This is a genomic window from Bradyrhizobium retamae (assembly GCF_001440415.1).
In the GTDB taxonomy this organism is placed as follows: Bacteria; Pseudomonadota; Alphaproteobacteria; order Rhizobiales; family Xanthobacteraceae; genus Bradyrhizobium; species Bradyrhizobium retamae.
Window position 1 is genome coordinate 11,178 of the sequence record NZ_LLYA01000113.1, and the last position, 26,412, is coordinate 37,589.

24 protein-coding genes and 1 pseudogene are annotated in these 26,412 nt (G+C 62.2%); 24 read left to right on the forward strand and 1 reads right to left on the reverse strand.

Translation table 11 applies throughout. The annotated features are described in order from the left end of the window. Nucleotides 1–427 precede the first annotated feature (427 nt). The 6 genes from rpoB (at nt 428) to CQ13_RS14595 (ending at nt 14,644) form a co-directional block, all read left to right on the forward strand. Nucleotides 428–4,546 (forward strand): DNA-directed RNA polymerase subunit beta, encoded by a 4,119-nt coding sequence (gene rpoB, locus CQ13_RS14575; RefSeq protein WP_057843569.1) that lies wholly within the window; start codon nt 428–430, stop codon nt 4,544–4,546. Nucleotides 4,547–4,699: 153 nt separating this feature from the next. Further along, nucleotides 4,700–8,899 carry a DNA-directed RNA polymerase subunit beta' gene (gene rpoC, locus CQ13_RS14580; RefSeq protein ID WP_057843570.1) on the forward strand — a complete coding sequence of 1,400 codons (4,200 nt, stop codon included), beginning with the start codon at nt 4,700–4,702 and terminating at the stop codon, nt 8,897–8,899. 147 nt (nt 8,900–9,046) lie between these two features. Then, a complete protein-coding gene (locus tag CQ13_RS14585) occupies nt 9,047–10,144 on the forward strand; it encodes a helix-turn-helix transcriptional regulator (protein ID WP_057843571.1) in 1,098 nt (365 codons plus the stop codon). A 30-nt stretch (nt 10,145–10,174) separates the two neighbouring features. Next, nucleotides 10,175–10,318, forward strand: a complete 144-nt coding sequence (locus tag CQ13_RS42960) for a hypothetical protein (protein WP_156433679.1) — start codon at nt 10,175–10,177, stop codon at nt 10,316–10,318. A 73-nt stretch (nt 10,319–10,391) separates the two neighbouring features. Continuing rightward, complete coding sequence (locus CQ13_RS14590) at nt 10,392–12,446, forward strand: FAD-dependent oxidoreductase (RefSeq protein WP_057843572.1); 2,055 nt, start codon at nt 10,392–10,394, stop codon at nt 12,444–12,446. A 161-nt stretch (nt 12,447–12,607) separates the two neighbouring features. After that, nucleotides 12,608–14,644 (forward strand): ABC transporter ATP-binding protein, encoded by a 2,037-nt coding sequence (locus tag CQ13_RS14595; RefSeq protein ID WP_057843573.1) that lies wholly within the window; start codon nt 12,608–12,610, stop codon nt 14,642–14,644. A gap of 55 nt (nt 14,645–14,699) precedes the next feature. Here CQ13_RS14595 and CQ13_RS45635 read toward each other — a convergent pair. Further along, a pseudogene (locus CQ13_RS45635) lies at nt 14,700–14,921 on the reverse strand (FAD-dependent oxidoreductase); the annotation flags it as partial. Nucleotides 14,922–15,601: 680 nt separating this feature from the next. On the opposite strand from CQ13_RS45635, the gene rpsL reads away from it, so the two are divergent. From rpsL to rplE, 18 genes are all read left to right on the forward strand, one after another. Beyond that, nucleotides 15,602–15,973: a 30S ribosomal protein S12 gene (gene rpsL, locus CQ13_RS14610; RefSeq protein ID WP_027536823.1), complete on the forward strand. Its 372-nt coding sequence runs from the start codon at nt 15,602–15,604 to the stop codon at nt 15,971–15,973. 15 nt (nt 15,974–15,988) lie between these two features. Then, complete coding sequence (rpsG, locus tag CQ13_RS14615; protein WP_057843576.1) at nt 15,989–16,459, forward strand: 30S ribosomal protein S7; 471 nt, start codon at nt 15,989–15,991, stop codon at nt 16,457–16,459. 29 nt (nt 16,460–16,488) lie between these two features. After that, a complete protein-coding gene (gene fusA / locus CQ13_RS14620) occupies nt 16,489–18,561 on the forward strand; it encodes an elongation factor G (protein WP_057843577.1) in 2,073 nt (690 codons plus the stop codon). 40 nt (nt 18,562–18,601) lie between these two features. Next, on the forward strand, nt 18,602–19,792 hold the full coding sequence (gene tuf / locus CQ13_RS14625; RefSeq protein WP_057843578.1) for an elongation factor Tu: 1,191 nt from the start codon (nt 18,602–18,604) through the stop codon (nt 19,790–19,792). 93 nt (nt 19,793–19,885) lie between these two features. Further along, complete coding sequence (gene rpsJ, locus CQ13_RS14630) at nt 19,886–20,194, forward strand: 30S ribosomal protein S10 (protein ID WP_002712302.1); 309 nt, start codon at nt 19,886–19,888, stop codon at nt 20,192–20,194. Nucleotides 20,195–20,246: 52 nt separating this feature from the next. Further along, nucleotides 20,247–20,969 (forward strand): 50S ribosomal protein L3, encoded by a 723-nt coding sequence (gene rplC, locus CQ13_RS14635; protein WP_057843579.1) that lies wholly within the window; start codon nt 20,247–20,249, stop codon nt 20,967–20,969. 1 nt (nt 20,970) lies between these two features. Beyond that, nucleotides 20,971–21,591, forward strand: coding sequence for a 50S ribosomal protein L4 (rplD, locus tag CQ13_RS14640; RefSeq protein ID WP_057843580.1), 621 nt, complete (start codon nt 20,971–20,973; stop codon nt 21,589–21,591). After that, nucleotides 21,588–21,887, forward strand: coding sequence for a 50S ribosomal protein L23 (locus CQ13_RS14645; protein WP_028349056.1), 300 nt, complete (start codon nt 21,588–21,590; stop codon nt 21,885–21,887). The genes rplD and CQ13_RS14645 overlap by 4 nt, the downstream gene beginning before the upstream one ends. A gap of 12 nt (nt 21,888–21,899) precedes the next feature. After that, entirely contained in the window at nt 21,900–22,733 is an 834-nt protein-coding gene (rplB, locus tag CQ13_RS14650) for a 50S ribosomal protein L2 (protein WP_028349055.1), read from the forward strand. A gap of 12 nt (nt 22,734–22,745) precedes the next feature. Then, nucleotides 22,746–23,024 (forward strand): 30S ribosomal protein S19, encoded by a 279-nt coding sequence (gene rpsS / locus CQ13_RS14655; RefSeq protein ID WP_025588653.1) that lies wholly within the window; start codon nt 22,746–22,748, stop codon nt 23,022–23,024. Nucleotides 23,025–23,034: 10 nt separating this feature from the next. Further along, entirely contained in the window at nt 23,035–23,421 is a 387-nt protein-coding gene (gene rplV / locus CQ13_RS14660) for a 50S ribosomal protein L22 (RefSeq protein ID WP_028349054.1), read from the forward strand. 19 nt (nt 23,422–23,440) lie between these two features. Continuing rightward, on the forward strand, nt 23,441–24,145 hold the full coding sequence (gene rpsC / locus CQ13_RS14665; RefSeq protein ID WP_057843581.1) for a 30S ribosomal protein S3: 705 nt from the start codon (nt 23,441–23,443) through the stop codon (nt 24,143–24,145). A gap of 30 nt (nt 24,146–24,175) precedes the next feature. Continuing rightward, nucleotides 24,176–24,589 (forward strand): 50S ribosomal protein L16, encoded by a 414-nt coding sequence (gene rplP / locus CQ13_RS14670; protein ID WP_057843582.1) that lies wholly within the window; start codon nt 24,176–24,178, stop codon nt 24,587–24,589. Between the two features lie 5 nt (nt 24,590–24,594). Then, on the forward strand, nt 24,595–24,801 hold the full coding sequence (rpmC, locus tag CQ13_RS14675; RefSeq protein WP_028349051.1) for a 50S ribosomal protein L29: 207 nt from the start codon (nt 24,595–24,597) through the stop codon (nt 24,799–24,801). A gap of 11 nt (nt 24,802–24,812) precedes the next feature. Further along, nucleotides 24,813–25,061: a 30S ribosomal protein S17 gene (gene rpsQ, locus CQ13_RS14680; protein WP_057843583.1), complete on the forward strand. Its 249-nt coding sequence runs from the start codon at nt 24,813–24,815 to the stop codon at nt 25,059–25,061. Nucleotides 25,062–25,145: 84 nt separating this feature from the next. Further along, on the forward strand, nt 25,146–25,514 hold the full coding sequence (rplN, locus tag CQ13_RS14685; RefSeq protein ID WP_011473865.1) for a 50S ribosomal protein L14: 369 nt from the start codon (nt 25,146–25,148) through the stop codon (nt 25,512–25,514). Beyond that, nucleotides 25,514–25,828, forward strand: a complete 315-nt coding sequence (gene rplX / locus CQ13_RS14690; RefSeq protein ID WP_057843584.1) for a 50S ribosomal protein L24 — start codon at nt 25,514–25,516, stop codon at nt 25,826–25,828. Before rplN ends, rplX begins: the two co-directional genes overlap by 1 nt. Then, nucleotides 25,821–26,378, forward strand: a complete 558-nt coding sequence (rplE, locus tag CQ13_RS14695; protein WP_057843585.1) for a 50S ribosomal protein L5 — start codon at nt 25,821–25,823, stop codon at nt 26,376–26,378. The genes rplX and rplE overlap by 8 nt, the downstream gene beginning before the upstream one ends. Nucleotides 26,379–26,412: the final 34 nt, after the last annotated feature.

Sequence of the window (26,412 nt, forward strand, 5' to 3'; positions counted from 1 at the left end):
CCAGCGGCGTGGATGGCCGGAGCTTGCAAAGTTTGTGCTGTGGGGTAGTCCGGAGCACGGCGTACACAAAAAAGTGTGGGGATTCGCGGGGTTACCCCTCGAATCTCCACGATCGCCGCCCCATATCGGGTCGGCAGCAGGAAAGCGCGGTAAGGTGGCGGGGACGGCAGGGTTCCCGGCCTAACGCGTTGGGAGACAGTCAGATTTCGGGCTTTTTCAGTCCGTGAAACCACCAGTTATGACGGGCGGGTGCAGTCATGCGCCCGCGCGTCGTTTTGCGTTTTGAAGGTCTAAAGTGCGGGTTCAGGATTTAATTCCTGAAAGTGGGCTTTGTTCCTTTTGAGCGATTCGACAATTCAACCCGGGGGCGATGGCAGTCGCGCTTCGGAAGGTTCGCCTACTAAGGCGACGAAAATGAGAGGCCACAATGGCGCAGCAGACATTCACCGGTCGCAAACGGGTCCGCAAGTTCTTCGGACACATCAAGGAAGTCGCCGAGATGCCGAACCTGATCGAGGTTCAGAAGGCGTCCTACGACCAGTTCCTGATGGTCGATGAACCTCCGGGCGGCCGGCTGGACGAGGGCCTGCAGGCGGTGTTCCGCTCGGTGTTCCCGATCTCGGATTTCTCCGGCACATCGATGCTGGAATTCGTCCGCTACGAGTTCGAGCCGCCGAAATACGACGTCGACGAGTGCCGCCAGCGCGGCATGACCTATGCTGCGCCGCTGAAGGTGACGCTGCGCCTGATCGTGTTCGATATCGACGAGGAAACCGGCGCCAAGTCGGTCAAGGACATCAAGGAGCAGGACGTCTACATGGGCGACATCCCGCTCATGACCATGAACGGCACCTTCGTCGTCAACGGCACCGAGCGCGTCATCGTCTCGCAGATGCACCGGTCGCCCGGCGTGTTCTTCGACCACGACAAGGGCAAGACCCATTCGTCCGGCAAGCTGTTGTTTGCTGCGCGCGTGATTCCGTATCGCGGTTCCTGGCTCGACATCGAGTTCGACGCCAAGGACATCGTGTTCGCGCGCATCGACCGCCGCCGCAAGATCCCCGTCACCTCGCTGATGTACGCGCTCGGTCTCGACGGCGAGACGATTCTGTCCACCTTCTACAAGAAGATCAATTTCAAGCGCGCCAAGGACGGCTGGCGCGTGCCGTTCGACGCCGCCCGTTTCCGCGGCTACTCGACCATCAACGACCTGATCGACGCCGACACCGGCAAGGTGGTGCTCGAGGCCGGCAAGAAGCTGACCGTGCGCGCGGCGCGCCAGTTGCAGGAAAAGGGCCTAAAAGCCCTGCGTCTGTCGGATGAAGAGCTGATCGGCAACTATCTCGCCGAGGATCTCGTCAACCCGAAGACCGGTGAAATCTACGCCGAGGCCGGCGAGGAACTCACCGAGAAGTCGCTGAAGGCATTGAACGAGCAGGGCTACAAGGAGCTGCCGCTGCTCGACATCGACCACGTCAATGTCGGCGCCTACATCCGCAACACCCTGCATGCCGACAAGAACATGACGCGTGAAGACGCGCTGTTCGACATCTACCGCGTGATGCGCCCGGGCGAGCCGCCGACGATCGATTCGGCCCAGACCATGTTCCAGTCGCTGTTCTTCGATCCCGAGCGTTACGACCTCTCCGCGGTCGGCCGCGTCAAGATGAACATGCGCCTCGAACTCGATGCGCCCGACACCCACCGCACGCTGCGCAAGGAAGACATCCTGGCCGTCATCAAGACGCTGGTCGACCTGCGCGACGGCAAGGGCGAGATCGACGACATCGACCACCTCGGCAACCGCCGGGTGCGTTCGGTCGGCGAGCTGATGGAGAACCAGTATCGCATCGGTCTCCTGCGCATGGAGCGCGCGATCAAGGAGCGCATGTCGAGCGTCGATATCGACACCGTGATGCCGCAGGATCTGATCAACGCCAAGCCGGCGGCTGCCGCGGTGCGCGAGTTCTTCGGCTCGTCCCAGCTCTCGCAGTTCATGGACCAGACCAACCCGCTGTCGGAGATCACCCACAAGCGCCGCCTCTCGGCGCTTGGACCGGGCGGTCTGACCCGCGAGCGCGCCGGCTTCGAGGTGCGCGACGTGCATCCGACGCATTACGGCCGCATCTGCCCGATCGAGACGCCGGAAGGTCCGAACATCGGCCTGATCAACTCGCTGGCGACGTTCGCGCGCGTCAACAAGTATGGCTTCGTCGAAACGCCCTACCGCAAAGTGAAGGACGGCCGCGTCACCGACGAGGTCGTGTATCTCTCGGCGATGGAGGAGGGCCGTTATCGCGTGGCGCAGGCCAACGTGCCGCTCGATGCCAAGGGCCGTTTCACCGAAGACCTGATCGTCTGCCGTCACGCCGGCGAAGTGCTGCCGATCACGCCGGACAAGGTCGACTATATGGACGTGTCGCCGAAGCAGCTCGTCTCTGTTGCCGCGGCGCTGATCCCGTTCCTCGAGAACGACGACGCCAACCGCGCGCTGATGGGCTCGAACATGCAGCGCCAGGCGGTGCCGCTGGTTCGCGCCGAGGCGCCGTTCGTCGGTACCGGCATGGAAGGCGTGGTCGCCCGTGACTCCGGTGCCGCGATCGCAGCCCGCCGTTCCGGCGTGATCGACCAGATCGACGCCACCCGCGTCGTCATCCGCGCCACCGAAGATCTCGATCCGACCAAGTCGGGCGTCGATATCTATCGGCTGATGAAGTACCAGCGCTCCAACCAGTCGACCTGCATCAACCAGCGTCCGCTGGTGAAGGTCGGCGACATCGTCAAGAAGGGCGACATCATCGCCGACGGTCCCTCGACCGATCTCGGCGAGCTCGCGCTCGGCCGCAACGTGCTGGTCGCGTTCATGCCGTGGAATGGCTACAACTTCGAAGACTCGATCCTGCTCTCCGAGCGGATCGTGAAGGACGACGTCTTCACCTCGATCCACATCGAGGAGTTCGAGGTGATGGCCCGCGACACCAAGCTCGGACCTGAGGAAATCACCCGCGACATTCCGAACGTTTCGGAAGAAGCGCTGAAGAACCTTGACGAAGCCGGCATCGTCTATATCGGCGCCGAAGTCCGTGCCGGCGACATCCTGGTCGGCAAGATCACGCCGAAGGGCGAAAGCCCGATGACGCCGGAAGAAAAGCTTTTGCGCGCCATCTTCGGCGAAAAGGCTTCCGACGTCCGCGACACCTCGCTGCGCGTGCCTCCGGGCGTGCAGGGCACGATCGTGGAAGTGCGTGTGTTCAACCGCCACGGCGTCGACAAGGACGAGCGCGCGCTGGCGATCGAGCGGGAAGAGATCGAGCGTCTGGCCAAGGACCGCGACGACGAGCAGGCGATCCTTGACCGTAACGTCTACGGCCGCCTCGCCGAGCTACTGGAAAACCGCCAGGGCATCGCGGGTCCGAAGGGCTTCAAGAAGGACACCAAGATCACGCGCGCCGTGCTCGAGGAGTATCCGAAGTCGCAGTGGTGGATGTTTGCGTCACCGAACGATAAGCTGATGGCCGAAATCGAGGCGATGCGGAAGCAGTACGACGAATCGAAGAAGGGCCTTGAACAGCGCTTCCTCGACAAGGTCGAAAAGCTGCAGCGTGGCGACGAGTTGCCGCCCGGCGTGATGAAGATGGTCAAGGTCTTCGTCGCGGTGAAGCGCAAGATCCAGCCCGGCGACAAGATGGCCGGCCGCCACGGCAACAAGGGCGTGGTGTCCAAGATCGTTCCGATCGAGGACATGCCGTTCCTCGAGGACGGTACGCACGCGGATATCGTGCTCAATCCGCTCGGCGTGCCCTCGCGCATGAACGTCGGCCAGATTCTGGAGACGCATCTCGGTTGGGCCTGCGCCGGCCTCGGCAAGCGCATCGGCCAGACCATCGACGGCTATTATCAGAAGCAGGATCTCAAGCCGCTGCGCGAGACCCTGAAGAAGATCTATGGCGACGATGAAACCATCAAGACGCTGAACGACAACGAGCTGATGGAGCTGGGCCGCAATCTGAGCCACGGCGTGCCGATCGCGACGCCGGTGTTCGACGGCGCCAAGGAAGCCGACATCGAGGAGATGCTGAAGCTCGCGGGCTTCGACGCCTCCGGCCAGTCGACCGTCTATGACGGCCGCACCGGAGACGCCTTCGATCGCAAGGTGACGGTAGGCTACATCTACATGCTCAAGCTGCACCATCTGGTCGACGACAAGATCCACGCGCGTTCGATCGGTCCGTACTCGCTCGTCACCCAGCAGCCGCTGGGCGGCAAGGCGCAGTTCGGCGGCCAGCGTTTCGGCGAAATGGAGGTGTGGGCGCTGGAAGCCTACGGCGCGGCCTACACGCTGCAGGAAATGCTGACCGTGAAGTCGGACGACGTTGCCGGCCGTACCAAGGTTTACGAGGCGATCGTGCGCGGCGACGACACGTTCGAGGCGGGTATTCCGGAATCGTTCAACGTGCTGGTCAAGGAAATGCGCTCGCTCGGCCTCAACGTCGACCTGCACAATTCCAAGATGGGACCGGCGCCGACGTCCGAGGCGGCTGAGTAACGCTTGAGATTCCATGTCCGGCCCAAAGCGCGAGGCAAGCCTTCGCGCAAAAGGGCCGGGCATTCGCGCTCCTCTCGGACGTTGAGCGGGGCGCGCACCAAATAAGAGTTTCGAATTTGCTGCCGGTGACGACCGGCACGCGAGGAGAAGACGATGAACCAAGAAATTATGAATCTCTTCAATCCGACGACCCCGGCCCAGGTCTTCGACCAGATCCGGATCTCGATTGCGTCCCCGGAGAAGATTCTGTCCTGGTCCTACGGCGAGATCAAAAAGCCGGAGACCATCAACTACCGGACCTTCAAGCCGGAGCGCGACGGCCTGTTCTGCGCCCGCATCTTCGGGCCGATCAAGGATTACGAGTGCTTGTGCGGCAAGTACAAGCGGATGAAGTACAAGGGCATCATCTGCGAAAAGTGCTCGGTCGAAGTGACGCTGTCGCGCGTCCGGCGCGAGCGCATGGGTCATATCGAACTGGCGGCGCCTGTTGCCCACATCTGGTTCCTGAAGTCGCTGCCGTCCCGCATCGGCCTTCTGCTCGACATGACGCTGAAGGATCTCGAGCGGATCCTGTACTTCGAATACTACGTCGTGCTGGAGCCGGGCCTGACCGCGCTCAAGGACCGTCAGCTCTTGTCGGAAGACGAGTACCTGAAGGCGCAGGACGAATACGGCCAGGATTCGTTCACCGCCATGATCGGCGCGGAAGCGATTCGCGAGCTGTTGAAGGGTCTTGAGCTCGAAAAGCTCGAGCAGTCCCTGCGCGCGGAGATGCAGGAGACCGAATCCGACATCAAGCACAAGAAGCTCGCCAAGCGCCTGAAGATCGTCGAAGCGTTCCGCTATTCCGGCAACAAGCCGGAGTGGATGATCCTGACCGTGGTGCCGGTGATCCCGCCGGACCTGCGTCCGCTGGTGCCGCTCGACGGCGGCCGCTTCGCGACCTCGGACCTCAACGACCTCTACCGCCGCGTCATCAACCGCAACAACCGCTTGAAGCGGCTGATGGAGCTGCGCGCGCCCGACATCATCATCCGCAATGAAAAGCGCATGCTGCAGGAGGCCGTCGACGCGCTGTTCGACAACGGCCGCCGCGGCCGCGTCATCACCGGCGCCAACAAGCGCCCGCTGAAGTCGCTGGCCGACATGCTCAAGGGCAAGCAGGGCCGTTTCCGGCAGAACCTGCTCGGCAAGCGCGTCGACTATTCGGGCCGTTCGGTGATCGTGGTTGGTCCCGAGCTGCGGCTGCATCAGTGCGGCCTGCCGAAGAAGATGGCGCTCGAACTGTTCAAGCCGTTCATCTATTCGCGGCTCGACGCCAAGGGCCTGTCCACCACCGTGAAGCAGGCGAAGAAGCTGGTCGAAAAGGAGCGTCCCGAGGTCTGGGATATCCTCGACGAGGTGATCCGCGAGCATCCGGTGCTGCTCAACCGCGCGCCGACGCTGCACCGCCTCGGCATCCAGGCGTTCGAGCCGGTGTTGATCGAAGGCAAGGCGATTCAGCTCCATCCGCTGGTTTGCGCGGCGTTCAACGCCGACTTCGACGGCGACCAGATGGCCGTGCACGTTCCGCTGTCGCTGGAAGCGCAGTTGGAAGCGCGCGTCCTGATGATGTCGACCAACAACATCCTGCATCCGGCGAACGGTCAGCCGATCATCGTGCCGTCGCAGGACATCGTGCTCGGCCTCTATTATCTCTCGATCATGCGTGAAGGCCTGCCCGGCGAGGGCAAGATCTTCGGCGACATGGCCGAGCTCGAGCACGCCCTGCATTCGAAGGTCATCCACCTCCACACCAAGATCAAGTACCGGTGGGACGGCACCGACGAGAGCGGCAAGGCGACCAAGCGCTGGATCGAAACCACCGCGGGCCGCGTCATGCTCGGCAACGTGCTGCCGAAGAACCCGCGGATTTCGTACGACATCATCAACAAGCTGATGACCAAGCGCGAAATCTCCGGCGTGATCGATCAGGTCTACCGCCACTGCGGTCAGAAGGAGACCGTGATCTTCTGCGACCGCATCATGGCGCTCGGCTTCTACAATGCGTTCAAGGCCGGCATCTCGTTCGGCAAGGATGACATGGTGGTGCCGCACAGCAAGTGGAAGATCGTCGACACCACGCGTACGCTGGCGAAGGATTTCGAGCAGCAGTACAACGACGGCCTGATCACCCATGGCGAGAAGTACAACAAGGTGGTCGACGCCTGGTCGAAGGCGACCGAAGAAATCGCCAAGGAGATGATGAAGGAAATCTCCTCGACCAAGAAGACGCCGAAGGGCGCCGACGCCGACATCAACTCGATCTACATGATGGCGCATTCGGGCGCGCGCGGTTCGCCGGCCCAGATGCGTCAGCTCGCCGGTATGCGCGGCCTGATGGCGAAGCCGTCGGGTGAGATCATCGAGACGCCGATCATTTCCAACTTCAAGGAAGGTCTGTCGGTGCTCGAATATTTCAACTCGACCCACGGTGCCCGCAAGGGTCTCGCGGACACCGCGCTGAAGACCGCGAACTCCGGTTACCTGACCCGCCGCCTGGTCGACGTGGCGCAGGACTGCATCATCACGCAGGACGATTGCGGCACCAAGCTCGGCATCAAGATGCGCGCCATCGTCGATGCCGGCACGGTGGTCGCTTCGCTGGCCTCGCGTATTCTCGGCCGCACCGCGGGCGAGGATCTGCGCGATCCCGCGACCAACAAGGTCGTGGTCAAGCGCGGCACGCTGATGGAGGAGACGCATGTCGACGCCATCCAGCAGGCCGGCATCCAGGAAGTGAAGATTCGCTCGGCGCTGACCTGCGAACTCGTCAACGGCATCTGCGGCAAGTGCTACGGCCGCGATCTGGCCCGCGGCACGCCGGTCAACCACGGCGAGGCGGTCGGCGTTATCGCCGCCCAGTCGATCGGCGAACCCGGCACGCAGCTCACGATGCGCACGTTCCACATCGGCGGCGCGGCGCAGATCAACGAGCAGTCGTTCGTCGAATCGAACTTCGAGGGCAAGGTCACCATCAAGAACAAGTCCATCGCCCGAAACAGCGAGGGTCACTTGATCGCGATGGTTCGCAACATGGTCGTTGCGATCGTCGATGCCGACGGAACCGAGCGTGCGACCCACCGCATTCAGTACGGCGCGCGCATGCACGTCGACGAGGGCGACATGGTCAAGCGCGGCCAGCGCATCGCGGAATGGGACCCGTACTCACGTCCGGTTCTCACCGAAGTCGAGGGCACCATCGGGTTCGAGGACCTGGTCGAGGGTCAGTCGATCTCGGAAACGCTCGACGAATCCACCGGTATCGCCAAACGCGTCGTCATCGACTGGCGTGCGTCGCGGGGCGGGGCGGATCTGCGTCCGGCCATCGTGGTCAAGGGCAAGGACGGCAAGGTGCTCAAGCTCGCCCGTGGCGGCGATGCCCGCTACATGCTGTCGGTCGACGCCATTCTGTCGGTCGATGTCGGCGCAAAGGTCAAGGCCGGCGACATCCTGGCGCGTATCTCGACCGAAAGCGCCAAGACCCGCGACATCACCGGCGGTCTGCCGCGGGTGGCCGAACTGTTCGAGGCCCGCAAGCCGAAGGATGCGGCGATCATTGCGGAAATCGCCGGCACGATTCGTTTCGGCCGCGACTACAAGAACAAGCGGCGCATCGCGATCGAGCCGTTGGACAAGACCGAGGAGCCGCGCGAGTACCTGATCCCGAAGGGCAAGCACATCCATCTGCAGGACGGCGACATCGTCGAAAAGGGCGATTTCATCGTCGAAGGCAATCCGGCGCCGCACGACATCCTGGCGATCAAGGGCATCGAGGAACTCGCTGCCTATCTGGTCAACGAAATCCAGGAGGTCTACCGCCTGCAGGGCGTGCTCATCAACGACAAGCACATCGAAGTGATTGTCCGTCAGATGCTGCAGAAGGTCGAGGTCACCGACCAGGGCGACACTGACATGATCTCCGGTGAGCAGGTCGACAAGATCGAGTTCGACGCGCTCAACCTGAAGGCAAAGGAAGAGGGCAAGAAGCCTGCCACGGGAACGCCGGTTCTGCTCGGCATCACCAAGGCGAGCCTGCAGACCCGCTCGTTCTTCTCGGCGGCCTCGTTCCAGGAGACCACCCGCGTGCTCACCGAAGCCGCCGTCAATGGCAAGGTGGATCCGCTGGAAGGACTCAAGGAAAACGTCATTGTCGGCCGGCTGATCCCGGCGGGCACCGGCGCCTCGATGGCCAAGATCCGGGAAGTCGCCGTCAAGCGCGACAAGCTGATCCTGGACGAACGCGAGAAGCAGTCGGCCATCGTGCCGACCGCTCCGGAAGCCGAACCGCTGGCGCTGCCGCCAGCGGAGTAAGGGTTCCACGCCAATCAACTGAAAAGCCGGCTGCGAAGCCGGCTTTTTCTTTTTGCGAATGAGGATATTGCTTCACCCGGATGGGTGACCGCTGCTATCAAGTCAGGAAATGGCCTCCTGCCATAACGGTAATGTTCGCAATTCCCCATGAGCGATTCGGCTCATTTTGAACCCCTGATCGACCGCATTTACGAGGCGGGGCTCATTCCGTCGCTTTGGCCGGCTGTGCTCGGCGAACTCAGTGCCGCGATCGGCGGCAACGGCGGCTTTCTGTTCGGCGTGCGCGACGGCTACACCAGCGCGGTCAATTCCGCCGAATATGACCAGCTCATGCCGGTCTTCTTGAGAGACGGATGGAGCGAACGCGATCCAAATCTGCCGCGCGCCATTGCCCTCAATCATGCAGGCTTCGTCACTGACTATGACCTCCTCTCGGAGGAGGAGATTGCGACCAACGACGTCTATTGCAATTTTTACCGCAAGCACGGCCTTGGCTACCGCGCCGGGACGATCATTCCGATGCCGAGCGGCGATTCAATCGCGATCGTGATGCCGCGGCATCAGGATCACGGTCCGGTGCCTCGAGACGTCGTCAATCTGTTGGATGGGCTGCGGCCGCATCTGGCCCGGGCTTCGCTTGCGGCAAACCGCATCGGCTTCGAGCGCGCCCGAGCGCAGGCTGATGCGTTGCAGGTGTTGGGGCTGCCGGGCGCGGTGTTGCACGGGCGCGGCCGGGTGTTCGCCGCAAACGGTTTGTTCGAAGCGCTGGTCCCTTCGCTGTTTCAGGATCGTATCGAGCGCGTCACGATGACGGATGTCACGGCGGACGCGCTGCTTGCGGAAGCGCTCGGTCCGCGGTCTCTTGCCGGCGGCCGAACCGTCAAATCGATACCGATCGCTGCGACGGCAGACCGCGTGCCGATGGTATTGCATGTCATCCCCGTGCGCGGCGATGCGCGCGATATCTTCACCCAGGCCACCGCACTGCTGGTGGTGACGCCGGTCGATCGCGCTGTGGTGCCGACGGCGGAAGTCCTGCAAGGCTTGTTCGACCTGACGCCGGCGGAGGCGCGCGTGGCGCGGGGCATCGGCCAGACTGTCACAATCGATGCGCTTGCGGACGCAACCGGCGTCAATCGGGAGACGGTGCGCAGCCAGCTCAAGGCCGTGCTATCGAAGACCGGCTTGTCACGCCAGCAGGAGCTTGTCAGCCTGCTCGCCGGAAAGGCGTTCCGTGGCGGATAGACAACCTTGCCGCGTAGCACTGGAGTCGAGATGGCCGACCAGGCCGCTGCCAGAATGGGGCGCCCGCAAGAATACGGTGCGAAGACAAAAGGTCGGCGCAAGCCGGCCTTCTTGCTGCTTTCTTTCATTGCTGCGTTGCGAGGGCGTGCTTTGTTCATCTTCCCTTCAGGGTGAAAAGGGCTTTTGCTAGCGGTTTAGACCGGCTGCTTTACTAAAGGCAGGGGGAGCCGGAGGGCGACGGAAAGACATGTTGGATCTTGCAATTGTAGGGGGCGGCCCAGGCGGCTTGATGAGCGCCTGGTACTTGAAGAAAAAGCTTGGCGATCTCTGCCGCGTCACGATTTACGAGGCGTCCGACCGCGTCGGCGGCAAGATCGTCTCGCGCAAATTCGATTCCGCGCCGGCGATGTATGAGGCAGGCGTCGCCGAAATCTACGATTATTCGATGACTGGTCCAGACCCCTTACGGGAACTGATCCAGCATTTCGGGTTGCAGACCATACCGATGGACGCCGAGCAGGTGCACCTCGACGGCGTGCTGCTCAACGACGTGCCGGGCATGCGCCGCAAGTATGGTGAGAAGACCGCGGCTGCGATCGAGGCGTTCCGCAAGCGCTGCGCCGACTTGGTGTCGCCGATCGAATATTACGAGGGCGTCGGCGCCCACGATAACGAGCATCCCTGGGCCTACATGACCTGCGAGGAAGTGCTCGACAAGGAAGTCGACGATCCCACGGCCAAACGCTTCTTCAAGGTGATGGCGCGCTCGGATATCGCAACCGAAGCCCACAACACCAATGGCCTGAATGCGCTGAAGAACTTCGTGATGGATATCGACGGCTATATCGGCCTGTACTCGATCCAGAACGGCAATGAGCAGTTGATCGAATGCCTGCGCTCGGAAGTCGATGCTGACATCCAGCTCAATCACCGCGTGCTCAAGGTCGGAAAAACCGCTGCCGGCCGCTATCAGCTTAACATGATGAACGGGAAGGGGCCCGAGACACGGGATTTCGATCTGGTCTTGATGTGTCTGCCGCATTCCTGGCTCGCCACCATGGGCTGGGACGGCGAGGAATTGCGCAAGTCGATGGTCAAGCACGTCGCCTATTTCGACCGTCCGGCGCATTACTTGCGGGTGTCGATCCTGTTCGACGAACCGTTCTGGGGCGACAAGATCTCGGGCGCCTGGTTCATGTCAGAAGCGTTCGGCGGCTGCTGCGTCTACAACGAAGGCGCTCGCCACGACGTCGGCAGGCACGGCGTGCTGAATTGGCTGATCGCGGGCTCGGATGCGCTGGCATTTGCCAATCTCAGCGATCAGGAGCTGATCGATGCCGCCATCAAGTCGCTGCCGGCTTCGTTCGGCAACGCCCGCGATCATTTCCTGGAAGGCAAGATTCACCGCTGGCTATCGTCGGTGAACGCGCTGCCCGGCGGCCTGCCGGTGCGCGACGTCATGACCAACCATCGCCCGGAGCCGAAGCAGCATCCGGGAATTGTGGTGGTCGGCGACTATCTTTTCGATTCGACGCTGAACGGACTGCTCGATTCCTCCGACGCCGCCACCGACATCATTCTGACCGAGATGATGCGGTTGCGCCGCGCGCGTGCGCAACAGGGCGAGGTATCGCCCGACAAGATCGACCGCAGCTATTTCAAGAATTACCGTGGGCTTGGCCCCTACAGCGAAGTCTGGAGCCAGTTTACCGATCCGGCCTATCTGACGGAACTGATCAGGATCGTCTGGAGCAGGGCCAAGGGCTACAAGCTCCTGGTCGCCGGCTCCGCCAGCGGGGAGTTGGTTGGCGCGCTGCGCGAGCGCGGCATCGATGCCTGGGGTATCGAGAGCAATCGGGCGATCCACGCCAAGACGCCGAAGGCGCTGAAGAAGTTCAACAAGCTCGGCTCGATCGTCGACATGCCGTTCAAGGACGGCGAGTTTGATTTCGTGTTCGAGACCAGTCTGTGTCATGTCGCCGAAAAGCAGGTCCGGCGGGCGGTGCGCGAACTGAACCGCGTCGTGAAGACCGGCCTGGTGTTCGGGTCGGTGACGTCGGACATGGCCCCTGCACTGATCGACCGCTACGATCTGTTGCGCGGGGTGAAGAAGCTCGGCACCTGGTGGGAATGGTCTGAATTATTCTTCGGCAACGGATTCGACCTCTCGATGCACCGGCGCGACTGCACCGATGCGGTATGGGCAGCGACGCTGGCTGCCAACAAGGGGCCGGGGCAGTGGTATGCCGACGCCGACAGCCTGCGCTATTCGTTTTTTGACAAGGTCGAATCGGACGATTGAGCACCGACTGGTTGCATTGAGCGTGACCGCTCCGCTGAAGCGGGGCCGGTCACGCCAATGTTTGCCGAATTGATCCCGATCGCTTAGAATCCTTGCGGTAGCGCCCGCCGCTGCCGCGTACGATTTGCGGTCATGCCGGCCGTGCAGCATCGGTTGGTTTCATGGCGCCCAAGCCTCCGTCCTCGGATGATCAGAATCCCGCGCCGGCGGACGATCCCGAGCTTGCGAAGAAGCTCGCGGCCGGGGCTGCCGCTGCGCCCGTTGCCGGTGGTAAGGCGGCCGGCATCCCCCCCGACGCTGACAAGGACGACGAAGAGGACGAGATCGAGCTCGACGACGATGATGATGACGAGGACCTCGTCGTTTTCACCGCCAAGGAAGCCGCCGGCGCGATGGCGACCATCTACGGCTTCGTCAAGCCGTATCTGGGCAATTACAGGAAGCTGCTCGTCTTCGTGACCTTCGGCGTTCTCGTCGAGACACTGTTCAACGTCATCATGCCGTTGAGCCTGAAATTCCTGATCGACGATGCGCTGGGCGAAGAGGATTTTCAGGCGCTCTACAAGATCCTCGGCGTGCTCGCGGTCGCCGGTATCGTCACCTCGATCATCGCGGTCTGGTACGAGCGCTGGGATGCGCGACTGGCAGCGTGCGTCATTGCCGATGTGCGGACGCGGCTGTTCGAGCACGTCCAGAACCTGCCGGCGTCGTATTTTGCCCGCACCAAGCGCGGCGAAATCCTCTCGCGCTTCTCGATCGACCTCGCGGCCTTTGAGGGCTCGGTCAAGACGTTCGCCAACAGCGCCGCTTTGCCGTTCCTGGAACTGATCGCCGGCATCATCCTGATGCTGTTTTTGAACTGGCAACTCGCGGCGGTCGCCCTCCTGGTATTCCCGATCACGCTGATCGGGCCGCGGATCCTGACGCCGAAGGCGGTGCAGGCGAATTACGAGCAGAAGCTCAATGAAGCGGCACTGCTCGGCACGGTGCAGGAAAACGTGGCTGCGCAGGCCGTGATCAAGGCGTTCAGCCTGCAGCGCCGCACGCTCGGCTGGTTCACCATGCGGAACCAGGATGTGCGCATCAAGACGGCGTCCGCCGTGTTCCTGTCGACCATGGTGGAGCGCACCGTCACCATTTCGGTGCTGCTGCTGCATCTCGTGGTGCTGGCGATCGGCGCCTATCTCGCCACCAAGGGCCAGATCACCATCGGCACCTTCGTCACCTTCGAGAGCGCGTTCTGGGAGGTGTCCTACAACATCGCCCATTTGATGCATTTCATCCCGGTGTCGATCCAGTCGGCGGCAGCCGTGCGGCACATGCAGGAACTGCTGGATGAGCCGACCCGCGGCGCCGACCGGCCGGGCGCGCCGGATTTGCCGCCGATCACCAACGACATCACCTTCGACCGCGTCACCTTTGCCTACGAAGGCAGCGAGACGCCGGTGCTCGACAATTTCAGCCTCAAGCTCGATGTCGGCAAGCGCATCGCGATCGTGGGGCCGAGCGGCTCGGGCAAGAGCACGCTGCTCAACCTGATCCTGCGCCTTTACACGCCGGACGAGGGGCGGGTGGCGATCGACGGCGTCGATATCCGCCGCGTGACCCGCGAGTCGCTGCGCGGAGGCATGGCCATCGTGTTCCAGGACAACATGCTGTTCAACATGTCGATCCGCGAGAACATCCGACTTGGCAAGGAAGGCGCCACCGACAAGGAGGTCGAGGAAGCCGCGCGCAAGGCCGAGATTCACCGCTACATCATGAGCCTGCCGCAGAAATACGACACGCCGGTCGGCGAGCGCGGCGACACGCTATCCGGCGGCCAGCGCCAGCGCATCGCGATCGCGCGCGCCATCATCCGCAATCCCTCGCTGCTGCTGCTCGATGAAGCGACCTCGGCGCTCGACCAAACCACGGAAGCCGCGATCAACCGCACGCTGATGAAGGTGGCGGAAGGGCGCACCATGATCTGGTCGACCCACCGCCTGACGTCGGTGGTCGAGATGGACGAGATCATCGTGATTTCAGGCGGCAAGGCGATCGAGCGCGGCTCGCATACGCAGTTGCTCGCGGCCAACGGCGTCTATCGCAAGCTCTGGGACGACCAGGGCCACACGCCGTATAACGCCGCTGCGCAGGCCGGCGTCGACAACGAAGACGACGATGATGATGACGACGAGGACGACGACGAGGAGTGAGCAGGGCAGTTTGACCGCGCTGACGCATCCGCCCGGATCGCGCCGTATTGGCCGCTAGGTAGCCGAATCGCGTGATCCAGTTCTCGCCGTGGTGGCCGAGCGCAGCACCGAATCGGCGATTCCGGTCTGGTAGAAGCCGCCGAGCTGCTCGTCGCAGCTGATTTTTCCGACGCGGAAGTCGGATGGGATAGACCTGATGCCCCGCGCGCCCGAGCATGGCGGCCGCGGTCGAGCCGGCGAGGCCGCCGCCGATGATCGCAATATCGGTGTGTTTCACGAAAAATTTCGGCCTTATTGCGCAAGTTTTTCACCCGGAAATGCGATAAGGGCTTGGTCGGGAAAAACTGGAACCAGAAAATTGTCTTTCTGGTCATATTTACCCGGATGAAAATAAGCGATTCGATCCACCCCGAACAGGCAGGCATCGCCATTTCGGCTTTTCCGATTTCGCGGCAAACGCCGAATCCACAGACGCCATAGGCGTTTCCAGCGTTCTCGTTTTGCTTGACTTAGCTATCCACCGCTTATAGAAGACGCCCACTTAACGACAGGCGGTGAGCTACGCCAACGTCGGAACGGATCACCCTTTCAAATCCTTATGGGCAATTCCTAAAGGTACTGGACGGGCACCAACCTCGACGAATGCCGCTCAAACGCTGTCGATCATATAGCTAGGCAATGCCAGGACGATTTTAGTTCTCTTGAGCACGTCCTCTTGAGAGTGAACTCGGGTGCATGATCTCGGTAGCGGGCCGGACAGCGAACGCTGATCGGCCTTAATTCGCGATCCTCTGTGGCGTCGAAGCGCTTTCCGCTCAGCGATGGGTGGTTGGCGCGATTTCGTTTTGCGCGAATGTTTTTTTTCGCGTGAGGCGGGCCGAACGGAACGGCTAGTTCCGAGAAGAATTTACGAAAGCCATTCAAGGTTTTCGTGTGAACTAAAGGATGAAGGCTGACATGCCGACGATCAACCAACTGATCGCAAATCCGCGTACGGTACAGAAGTCGCGCAAGAAGGTGCCGGCGCTGCAGCAGTCGCCGCAGAAGCGCGGCGTTTGCACGCGCGTCTATACCACGACCCCGAAGAAGCCGAACTCGGCGCTTCGTAAGGTTGCCAAGGTGCGCCTGACCAACGGCTTCGAAGTGATCGGTTACATCCCGGGTGAAGGCCATAACCTTCAGGAGCACTCGGTGGTCATGATCCGCGGCGGCCGCGTCAAGGACTTGCCCGGCGTGCGCTACCACATCCTCCGCGGCGTCCTCGATACCCAGGGCGTCAAGAACCGTAAGCAGCGTCGTTCGAAGTACGGCGCGAAGCGTCCGAAATAAGCGGGAACCGACACGATGTCTCGTCGCCACTCTGCCGAAAAGCGTGAAGTCAATCCGGACCCGAAGTTCGGGAACATCGTCATTACGAAGTTCATGAATTCGATCATGTACGACGGCAAGAAGTCCGCCGCCGAAAACATCGTCTATGGCGCGCTCGCCATGATCGAGGCCAAGACCAAGCAGGGGCCGCTCACGGTGTTCGAGCAGGCTCTGGAAAACGTCATGCCGACCATCGAAGTGCGGTCGCGCCGCGTCGGTGGCGCCACCTACCAGGTGCCGGTCGAAGTGCGTTCGGTCCGCCGCCAGGCGCTGGGCATTCGCTGGCTGATCACCGCCGCGCGCGAGCGGAACGAAAAGACGATGACGGAGCGGCTCTCGGCCGAGCTGCTCGACGCGTCGAACAACCGGGGAAACGCCGTCAAGAAGCGTGAAGACGTGCACCGCATGGCGGAAGCCAACCGCGCCTTCTCGCATTATCGCTGGTAACGGCGAAGAACGGATTTAAGGAACAGCCCATGCCCCGCCAACATGCCATCGAGGACTACCGTAACTTCGGTATCATGGCGCATATCGACGCCGGCAAGACCACGACCACCGAGCGCATCCTCTATTACACCGGCAAGAGCCACAAGATCGGCGAAGTGCACGAAGGTGCCGCGACGATGGACTGGATGGAGCAGGAGCAGGAGCGTGGCATCACGATCACCTCGGCTGCGACCACCGCGTTCTGGAACGGCAAGCGCCTGAACATCATCGACACTCCCGGCCACGTCGACTTCACCATTGAAGTCGAGCGTTCGCTGCGCGTGCTCGACGGCGCGGTATGCGTGCTCGATTCCAACCAGGGCGTCGAACCGCAGACCGAAACCGTCTGGCGCCAGGGCGACAAGTACAAGGTTCCGCGCATCGTCTTCGCCAACAAGATGGACAAGACCGGCGCCGACTTCTTCAAGTGTCTGGCCGACATCGTCGACCGCCTCGGCGCAAAGCCGATCGCGATCCAGCTTCCGATCGGCGCCGAGAACAATTTCAAGGGCCTCGTCGATCTCGTGAAGATGCAGGGCATCATCTGGAACGATGAATCGCTCGGCGCCAAGTTCGACTATGTCGACATCCCGGCCGACCTCCTCGACCAGGCCAAGGAATACCGCGAGAAGATGGTGGAAGCCGCCGTCGAGCTCGACGACGACGCCATGGCCGCTTACCTCGACGGCAAGGAGCCGGACGAGGCGACGCTGAAGCGCCTGATCCGTAAGGCGGTGCTGACCGGCGCGTTCTATCCGGTGCTGTGCGGCTCGGCGTTCAAGAACAAGGGCGTGCAGCCGCTGCTCGACGCCGTCGTCGACTACCTGCCGTCGCCGATCGACGTGCCCGCGATCAAGGGTACCGACGATGACGGCAATGAAGTGGTGCGAAAGGCCGACGACAAGGAGCCGCTGGCTCTGCTCGCATTCAAGATCATGGACGACCCGTTCGTCGGCACCATCACCTTCTGCCGCATCTATTCGGGCATCCTGCAGTCAGGCACCGGGGTCATCAATTCGACCCGCGAGAAGAAAGAGCGTATCGGCCGCATGCTGTTGATGCATGCGAACAACCGCGAAGACATCAAGGAAGCCTATGCCGGCGACATCGTCGCGCTGGCTGGCCTGAAGGAAGCGCGCACCGGTGACACGCTGTGCGATCCCGACAAGCCGGTGATCCTGGAAAAGATGGAATTCCCGGAGCCGGTGATCGAAATCGCGATCGAGCCGAAGTCGAAGGCCGACCAGGAAAAGCTCGGCGTCGCGTTGGCGAAGCTCGCTGCCGAAGATCCGTCGTTCCGCGTGTCGACCGACCAGGAGTCCGGCCAGACCATCTTGAAGGGCATGGGCGAGCTCCATCTCGACATCAAGGTCGACATCCTCAAGCGCACCTACAAGGTCGACGCCAACATCGGCGCGCCGCAGGTGGCGTTCCGCGAGCGCGTCACCAAGCGCGCCGAAGTCAAGTACACGCACAAGAAGCAGACCGGCGGTACCGGTCAGTTCGCCGAAGTGTCGATCATCGTGGAGCCGAACGAACCCGGCAAGGGCTACGAGTTCGAGTCCAAGATCGTCGGCGGCGCGGTGCCGAAGGAGTACATCCCTGGCGTCGAAAAGGGCCTCAACAGCGTGATGGGCTCGGGCGTGGTCGCCGGCTTCCCGGTGGTCGACGTCAAGGTTCAACTCGTCGACGGCAAGTACCACGACGTCGACTCGTCGGCGCTGGCCTTCGAAATCGCAGCGCGCGCGGCATTCCGCGAAGCGCTGCAGAAGGGCAAGTCTGTTCTGCTCGAGCCGATCATGAAGGTCGAAGTGGTGACCCCGGAAGACTATACCGGTTCGGTCATCGGCGACCTGAATTCTCGGCGCGGCCAGATCCAGGGCCAGGACATGCGGGGCAACGCCAACGTCATCAATGCGATGGTGCCGCTCATGAACATGTTCGGGTACGTGAATAACCTGCGCTCGATGAGCCAGGGACGCGCGACCTTCACGATGCAATTCGATCACTACGCTGAAGCGCCGGCGAACGTGTCGGCAGAAGTCCAGAAGAAGTTTGCCTGATTGTCGTTGGTTGCAAGCTAACGACTGAACGGAGAGTCAAATGGCCAAAGCAAAGTTTGAACGTACTAAACCGCACTGCAACATCGGAACCATCGGTCACGTCGACCATGGCAAGACATCGCTGACCGCAGCGATCACCAAGGTGCTGGCTGAAACCGGCGGTGCGACGTTCACGGCGTACGACCAGATCGACAAGGCGCCGGAAGAGAAGGCGCGCGGCATCACCATCTCGACCGCTCACGTCGAGTATGAGACGAAGAACCGCCACTACGCCCACGTCGACTGCCCCGGCCACGCCGACTATGTGAAGAACATGATCACCGGCGCCGCCCAGATGGACGGTGCTATCCTGGTCGTGTCGGCCGCCGACGGCCCGATGCCGCAGACCCGCGAGCACATCCTGCTCGCCCGTCAGGTCGGCGTCCCCGCGCTCGTCGTGTTCCTGAACAAGTGCGACATGGTCGACGATCCGGAGCTGCTCGAGCTCGTCGAGCTCGAAGTTCGCGAACTGCTCTCGAAGTATGAATTCCCGGGCGACAAGATCCCGATCATCAAGGGCTCGGCGCTCGCCGCCCTCGAAGACAAGGACAAGAAGCTCGGCCACGACGCCATCCTCGAGCTGATGAAGAATGTCGACGAATACATTCCGCAGCCGGAGCGTCCGGTCGACCAGCCGTTCCTGATGCCGGTGGAAGACGTGTTCTCGATCTCGGGCCGCGGCACCGTCGTCACCGGCCGTGTCGAGCGCGGCATCATCAAGGTCGGCGAGGAAATCGAAATCGTAGGCCTCCGCGACACCCAGAAGACCATCGTCACGGGCGTCGAAATGTTCCGCAAGCTGCTCGATCAGGGCCAGGCCGGCGACAACATCGGCGCGCTGCTCCGCGGCACCAAGCGCGAGGAAGTTGAGCGTGGCCAGGTGCTGGCGAAGCCGGGTTCGGTCAAGCCGCACACCAAGTTCAAGGCTGAGGCCTACATCCTGACCAAGGAAGAGGGCGGTCGTCACACCCCGTTCTTCACCAACTACCGGCCTCAGTTCTACTTCCGCACCACCGACGTGACCGGCGTCGTGCACCTGCCCGAAGGCACCGAAATGGTGATGCCGGGCGACAACATCGCGATGGAAGTGCACCTGATCGTGCCGATCGCGATGGAAGAAAAGCTGCGCTTCGCGATCCGCGAAGGCGGCCGCACCGTCGGCGCCGGCGTCGTCGCCGCCATCATCGAATAAGCGAATAGGGAATGGCGAGTAGCGAGTGGATTAGTTCCATTCGCTATTCGCTGCTCACCACTCGCCCTACGCGACAAAGAAAGACAAACGGCAATGAACGGCCAAAATATTCGCATCCGTCTCAAGGCGTTCGACCATCGAATCCTCGATACGTCGACCCGCGAGATCGTGAACACGGCGAAACGTACCGGTGCCCAGGTTCGCGGACCCATTCCGCTGCCCACCCGCATCGAGAAGTTCACCGTCAACCGTTCGCCGCACGTCGACAAGAAGAGCCGCGAGCAATTCGAGATGCGCACCCACAAGCGCCTTCTCGACATTGTCGACCCGACCCCGCAGACCGTCGACGCTTTGATGAAGCTCGATCTGGCCGCCGGTGTCGACGTCGAGATCAAGCTCTAAGATTTTTTAGCTCGTCCGACTTTAGCGGACAGAAAGAACAGGAAGCACGCCGATGCGCTCCGGAGTGATCGCACAAAAGGTCGGGATGACGCGGGTCTTTACGGAGGCCGGCGAACATATCCCTGTGACCGTGCTGAAGCTGGGCAATTGCCAGGTGCTGGGCCACCGCACGACCGAAAAGAACGGTTACGTCGCGCTGCAGCTCGGTGCGGGCACCCGCAAGACCGTGTATCTGCCCAAGGCGGAGCGCGGCCAGTTTGCCGCGGCCAAGGTCGAGCCCAAGCGGAAAGTCGCCGAATTTCGCGTCTCGGAAGATGCGCTGATTCCGGTTGGCGCCGAGATCCAGGCGGACCATTTCGTGGTCGGCCAGTTCGTCGACGTCACCGGCACCTCGGTTGGTAAGGGCTTTGCCGGCGGCATGAAGCGCTGGAATTTCGGCGGCCTGCGCGCCACCCACGGTGTGTCGGTTTCGCACCGTTCGATCGGTTCGACCGGCGGACGTCAGGATCCCGGCAAGACCTTCAAGAACAAGAAGATGCCCGGTCATATGGGTGTCGATCGCATCACCACGCTCAATTTGCGTGTGGTGCAGACCGACGTCGAGCGCGGTCTGATCCTGGTCGAGGGTGCCGTTCCCGGCTCCAAGGGCGGCTGGATCTCGGTGCGCGACGCCGTGAAGAAGCCGTTGCCGAAGGAAGCTCCGAAGCCCGGCAAGTTTAGGGTTGCTGGCGGTGAGCAGGCTGCTGCTGCGCCGGCCGAGCAGGAGGGCGCGTGAGATGGAACTAAAAGTCACGACGCTTGAAGGTAAGGAAGCCGGATCGGTCCAGCTCTCGGACGCGATCTTCGGTCTCGAGCCGCGCGCCGACATCATCCAGCGTTGCGTGCAATGGCAGCTCAACAAGCGCCAGGCCGGCACGCACAAGGCGAAGGGGCGCGCCGAAATCTGGCGCACCGGCAAGAAGATGTACAAGCAGAAGGGCACGGGCGGCGCCCGTCACGGCTCGGCCCGCGTGCCGCAGTTCCGCGGCGGTGGCCGTGCGTTCGGTCCGGTGGTTCGCTCCCACGCGACCGACCTGCCGAAGAAGGTGCGGGCGCTGGCGCTCAAGCATGCGCTGTCGGCGAAGGCCAAGGATGGCGGCCTGATCGTGATCGACAGCGCGCAGATCAAGGAAGCCAAGACCAAGGCGCTGGTCGGCCATTTCAACGGCCTTGGGCTCACCAACGCGCTGATCATCGACGGTGCCGAGCTCAACAACGGTTTCGCGACCGCGGCCCGCAACATTCCGAACATCGACGTGCTGCCGATCCAGGGCATCAACGTCTACGACATTCTGCGCCGTCAGAAGCTCGTGCTGACGAAGGCGGCAGTCGATGCGCTGGAGGCGCGCTTCAAATGAAGAATATCGATCCGCGCCATTACGACGTGATCGTAGCCCCCGTCGTCACCGAAAAGGCGACGGTAGCGTCCGAGCACAACAAGGTCGTGTTCAAGGTCGCCAGCAAGGCGACCAAGCCGCAAATCAAAGAAGCCGTCGAGAAGCTGTTCGACGTCAAGGTGAAGAGCGTGAACACCCTGGTCCGCAAGGGCAAGACCAAGGTGTTTCGCGGCAATTTCGGTTCGCAGTCGGACGTCAAGCGGGCTGTCGTGACCCTCGAAGAGGGCCACCGCATCGACGTCACCACCGGACTATAAGGCGACACAGCGATGGCATTGAAAACATACAATCCGACGACGCCGGGCCAGCGCCAGCTGGTGATGGTCGACCGTTCGGCGCTCTACAAGGGCAAGCCGGTGAAGGCTCTGACCGAGGGCAAGCTCGGCAATGGCGGCCGCAACAACACCGGCCGCATCACCGTGCGCTTTCGCGGCGGCGGCCACAAGAAGGCCTACCGCCTGGTGGACTTCAAGCGGAACAAGGTTGACGTTCCCGCCGTCGTCGAGCGCCTGGAATATGATCCGAACCGCACCGCGTTCATCGCGCTGATCAAGTATCAGGACGGCGAGCAGGCCTACATCCTGGCGCCGCAGCGGCTGGCCGTGGGCGACACGGTGGTTGCCGGTAACTATGTCGACGTGAAGCCCGGCAACGTCATGCCGCTCGGCAACATGCCGGTCGGCACGATCGTCCACAACATCGAGATGAAGATCGGGAAGGGCGGCCAGATCGCCCGTTCCGCCGGCACCTACGCCCAGATCGTCGGCCGCGATCAGGAATATGTCATTCTGCGCCTGAACTCGGGCGAACAGCGCCTAGTGCACGGCCGTTGCCGCGGCACCATCGGAGCGGTGTCGAACCCCGATCACATGAACATTTCGATCGGCAAGGCCGGCCGCACGCGCTGGCTGGGCTGGCGTCCGCATAACCGCGGCGTCGTCATGAACCCGATCGACCATCCGCACGGCGGCGGCGAAGGCCGCACCTCGGGCGGCCGCCACCCGGTCACGCCGTGGGGCAAGCCGACCAAGGGCAAGAAGACCCGTTCGAATAAGTCGACCAATCGATTCATCCTCCTAAGCCGCCACAAGCGGAAGAAGTAAGGAACGCCGGACATGGTTCGTTCAGTCTGGAAAGGCCCGTTCGTCGAAGCCTCTCTGCTCAAGAAGGCAGATGCTGCGCGCGCGTCCGGCCGTCACGACGTCATCAAGATCTGGAGCCGCCGCTCGACCATCCTGCCGCAGTTCGTCGGCCTGGTGTTCGGCGTCTACAACGGCCAGAAGCACGTGCCGGTCTCGGTCAACGAGGAAATGGTGGGTCACAAGTTCGGCGAGTTCTCGCCGACCCGTACCTTCCATGGCCACTCTGGCGACAAGAAAGCCAAGAAGGCTTGAGGAATAGACGATGAGCAAACCAAAGCGCGAACGTAGCCTCGCGGACAACGAGGCCAAGGCAGTCGCCCGGATGCTGCGCGTCAGCCCGCAGAAGCTCAATCTTGTCGCGCAGTTGATCCGCGGCCGGAAGGCGTCTGCTGCGCTCGCCGACCTGCAGTTCTCGCGCAAGCGGATCGCGGTCGACGTCAAGAAGTGCCTGGAATCGGCGATCGCGAACGCCGAGAACAACCATGACCTCGAAGTCGACGATCTCGTCGTCGCCGAGGCGCATGTCGGCAACGGCATCGTTATGAAGCGTTTTTCGCCCCGCGGCCGTGGCCGTTCGGGCCGTATCTATAAACCGTTCTCGCACCTGACCATCGTGGTTCGTCAGGTCGAGGCCGAGGCAAGCGCTTAAAGCGGCGCGGGAGAAAACGATGGGTCAAAAGATCAATCCAATCGGACTGCGTCTCGGCATCAACCGCACGTGGGATTCGCGTTGGTTCGCCGGCAAGAACGAATACGGCAAGCTCTTGCATGAAGACGTCAAGATCCGCGAGATCCTGCACAAGGAGCTCAAGCAGGCGGCGGTCGCCCGCATCGTGATCGAGCGTCCGCACAAGAAGTGCCGCGTGACGATCCACTCGGCGCGTCCGGGCGTCGTGATCGGCAAGAAGGGCGCCGACATCGACAAGCTGCGCAAGCGGGTTGCCGACATCACGGCTTCCGACGTCGTCATCAACATCGTCGAAATCCGCAAGCCCGAACTCGACGCCACCCTGGTTGCCGAATCGATTGCGCAGCAGCTCGAGCGCCGCGTCGCTTTCCGCCGCGCCATGAAGCGGGCGGTGCAATCGGCGATGCGTCTTGGCGCCGAAGGCATCCGCATCAACTGCTCGGGCCGTCTCGGCGGCGCCGAAATCGCGCGCATGGAGTGGTATCGCGAGGGCCGCGTGCCGCTGCACACGCTGCGCGCCGACGTCGATTACGGCGTGGCCACGGCGTTCACCACGTTCGGCACCTGCGGCGTCAAGGTATGGATCTTCAAGGGCGAGATCCTCGAGCACGATCCGATGGCCCAGGACAAGAAGATGGCCGAAGGCGATACCGCGCGTCCGCGCCGCGACACCGCCGCAGCGTGAGACATTAGGAAGGTTTGAGGGCTCAAAGCCATGATGCAACCAAAGAAAACGAAGTTCCGGAAGGCGCATAAGGGCCGTATCCACGGCGTTGCGACTTCGGGTGCGACGTTGTCGTTCGGCCAGTTCGGCCTGAAGGCGATGGCGCCCGAGCGCGTCACTGCCCGCCAGATCGAAGCCGCGCGCCGCGCGCTGACCCGCCACATGAAGCGCGCCGGCCGCGTCTGGATCCGCGTGTTCCCGGACGTGCCGGTGTCGAAGAAGCCTGCCGAAGTCCGAATGGGCTCCGGCAAGGGCACGCCGGAATTGTGGGTGGCACGGGTGAAGCCCGGCCGGGTGATTTTCGAGATCGACGGCGTCAACGTGCAGACCGCGAAGGAAGCGCTCACGCTCGCCGCCGCCAAGCTGCCGATCAAGACGCGCTTCGTCGCGCGCATTGCGGAGTAACACTCATGGCCCCGATGAAAGTTGAAGACATCCGCGCGATGAGCGACGACCAGAGGGAGGATGCCGTCCTCAATCTGAAGAAGGAACGCTTTAACCTGCGTTTCCAGCGCGCCACCGGGCAGTTGGAAAACACCTCGCGGCTGCGCGAAGCCCGCCGCGATATCGCCCGCATCAAGACCATCGCCGCGCAGGTTCGCGCGAAGAAGAAGTAAGAGGCCGTATTATGCCGAAACGTACCCTTCAGGGCGTGGTCGTGAGCGACAAGCAAGCCAAGACGGTGGTGGTGCGAGTCGATCGCCGCTTCACCCATCCGATCTACAAGAAGACGATCCGCCGTTCCAAGAACTACCACGCGCACGACGAGAACAGCGAGTTCAAGCCGGGCGACATGGTGTGGATCGAGGAAAGCAAGCCGATCTCGAAGTTGAAGCGCTGGACCGTGGTCCGGGGCGAACAGAAGAAAACCGCCTGAGATTCGTTCGGCCTGGCCGGATGAGTAATCGGGAAAATTTTAGGCGCTAATTCGAGCGCATCAGAAAGAGGACGAGGTGCATCAATGATTCAGATGCAGACCAACCTCGACGTGGCCGACAATTCAGGCGCACGCCGTGTCATGTGCATCAAGGTGCTGGGGGGCTCCAAGCGCCGCTATGCCACCGTGGGCGACGTTATCGTCGTGTCGATCAAGGAAGCGATTCCGCGCGGCAAGGTGAAGAAGGGCGACGTGATGAAGGCCGTCGTGGTGCGGGTCCGCAAGGACATCCGCCGCGCAGACGGTTCGGTCATCCGCTTCGACCGCAACGCCGCCGTCTTGATCAACAACCAGTCGGAGCCGGTCGGCACCCGTATCTTCGGGCCGGTGCCGCGCGAGCTTCGCGCCAAGAACCACATGAAAATCATTTCGCTTGCGCCGGAGGTGCTGTGATGGCTGCCAAGATCCGGAAAGGTGACAAGGTCATGGTGTTGACCGGTCGCGACAAGGGGCGCACCGGCGAAGTATTCGAGGTCCGCCCCGCCGAGAACAAGGCGCTGGTGCGCGGCGTCAACGTGGTGAAGCGTCACCAGAAGCAGACCCAGAACCAGGAAGGCGGCATCATCTCCAAGGAGTCGCCGATCCACCTGTCCAACCTCGCCTATGTCGGCAAGGACGGAAAGCCGACCCGCATAGGGTTCAAGATTCAGGCCGATGGCAAGAAGGTACGCGTTGCCAAGAGCTCGGGAGCAGAGATCGATGGCTGATACCGCTTACGTGCCGCGCCTGCGCGCGGAGTATGACAAGAGCATTCGCGGCAAGCTGACCGAACAGTTCGGCTATGCCAATGTCATGCAGGTGCCGCGGCTGGACAAGGTCGTGCTCAACATGGGCGTCGGCGATGCCGTCAACGACCGCAAGAAGGCCGAGACCGCGGCTGGCGAACTGACGCAGATCGCCGGCCAGAAGGCGATCGTGACCTATTCGCGGATCGCGATCGCGACCTTCAAGCTGCGCGAGAACCAGCCGATCGGCTGCAAGGTCACGCTGCGCAAGGCGCGGATGTACGAGTTCATCGATCGCCTGGTGAACGTGGCGTTGCCGCGCGTGCGCGACTTCCGTGGTCTCAACCCGAAGAGCTTTGACGGCCGCGGCAACTACTCGCTCGGCCTCAAGGAGCACATCATTTTCCCCGAGATCGATTTCGACAAGGTTTCGGAAGCCCGCGGCATGGACATCACGGTCTGCACCACGGCGAAGACCGACGACGAGGCGCGCGCCTTGTTGACCGCATTCAATTTCCCGTTCCGGCAGTGAGACGCAGCTAAGCCTCTCAAACGCGGAAACCCAG

What these genes read in the sequence shown, in the direction of transcription:
- rpoB (WP_057843569.1), top strand. Translation starts at nt 428, where the DNA reads ATGGCGCAGCAGACATTCACCGGTCGCAAACGGGTCCGCAAGTTCTTC.
- rpoC (WP_057843570.1), top strand. Translation starts at nt 4,700, where the DNA reads ATGAACCAAGAAATTATGAATCTCTTCAATCCGACGACCCCGGCCCAG.
- CQ13_RS14585 (WP_057843571.1), top strand. Translation starts at nt 9,047, where the DNA reads ATGAGCGATTCGGCTCATTTTGAACCCCTGATCGACCGCATTTACGAG.
- CQ13_RS42960 (WP_156433679.1), top strand. Translation starts at nt 10,175, where the DNA reads ATGGCCGACCAGGCCGCTGCCAGAATGGGGCGCCCGCAAGAATACGGT.
- CQ13_RS14590 (WP_057843572.1), top strand. Translation starts at nt 10,392, where the DNA reads ATGTTGGATCTTGCAATTGTAGGGGGCGGCCCAGGCGGCTTGATGAGC.
- CQ13_RS14595 (WP_057843573.1), top strand. Translation starts at nt 12,608, where the DNA reads ATGGCGCCCAAGCCTCCGTCCTCGGATGATCAGAATCCCGCGCCGGCG.
- rpsL (WP_027536823.1), top strand. Translation starts at nt 15,602, where the DNA reads ATGCCGACGATCAACCAACTGATCGCAAATCCGCGTACGGTACAGAAG.
- rpsG (WP_057843576.1), top strand. Translation starts at nt 15,989, where the DNA reads ATGTCTCGTCGCCACTCTGCCGAAAAGCGTGAAGTCAATCCGGACCCG.
- fusA (WP_057843577.1), top strand. Translation starts at nt 16,489, where the DNA reads ATGCCCCGCCAACATGCCATCGAGGACTACCGTAACTTCGGTATCATG.
- tuf (WP_057843578.1), top strand. Translation starts at nt 18,602, where the DNA reads ATGGCCAAAGCAAAGTTTGAACGTACTAAACCGCACTGCAACATCGGA.
- rpsJ (WP_002712302.1), top strand. Translation starts at nt 19,886, where the DNA reads ATGAACGGCCAAAATATTCGCATCCGTCTCAAGGCGTTCGACCATCGA.
- rplC (WP_057843579.1), top strand. Translation starts at nt 20,247, where the DNA reads ATGCGCTCCGGAGTGATCGCACAAAAGGTCGGGATGACGCGGGTCTTT.
- rplD (WP_057843580.1), top strand. Translation starts at nt 20,971, where the DNA reads ATGGAACTAAAAGTCACGACGCTTGAAGGTAAGGAAGCCGGATCGGTC.
- CQ13_RS14645 (WP_028349056.1), top strand. Translation starts at nt 21,588, where the DNA reads ATGAAGAATATCGATCCGCGCCATTACGACGTGATCGTAGCCCCCGTC.
- rplB (WP_028349055.1), top strand. Translation starts at nt 21,900, where the DNA reads ATGGCATTGAAAACATACAATCCGACGACGCCGGGCCAGCGCCAGCTG.
- rpsS (WP_025588653.1), top strand. Translation starts at nt 22,746, where the DNA reads ATGGTTCGTTCAGTCTGGAAAGGCCCGTTCGTCGAAGCCTCTCTGCTC.
- rplV (WP_028349054.1), top strand. Translation starts at nt 23,035, where the DNA reads ATGAGCAAACCAAAGCGCGAACGTAGCCTCGCGGACAACGAGGCCAAG.
- rpsC (WP_057843581.1), top strand. Translation starts at nt 23,441, where the DNA reads ATGGGTCAAAAGATCAATCCAATCGGACTGCGTCTCGGCATCAACCGC.
- rplP (WP_057843582.1), top strand. Translation starts at nt 24,176, where the DNA reads ATGATGCAACCAAAGAAAACGAAGTTCCGGAAGGCGCATAAGGGCCGT.
- rpmC (WP_028349051.1), top strand. Translation starts at nt 24,595, where the DNA reads ATGGCCCCGATGAAAGTTGAAGACATCCGCGCGATGAGCGACGACCAG.
- rpsQ (WP_057843583.1), top strand. Translation starts at nt 24,813, where the DNA reads ATGCCGAAACGTACCCTTCAGGGCGTGGTCGTGAGCGACAAGCAAGCC.
- rplN (WP_011473865.1), top strand. Translation starts at nt 25,146, where the DNA reads ATGATTCAGATGCAGACCAACCTCGACGTGGCCGACAATTCAGGCGCA.
- rplX (WP_057843584.1), top strand. Translation starts at nt 25,514, where the DNA reads ATGGCTGCCAAGATCCGGAAAGGTGACAAGGTCATGGTGTTGACCGGT.
- rplE (WP_057843585.1), top strand. Translation starts at nt 25,821, where the DNA reads ATGGCTGATACCGCTTACGTGCCGCGCCTGCGCGCGGAGTATGACAAG.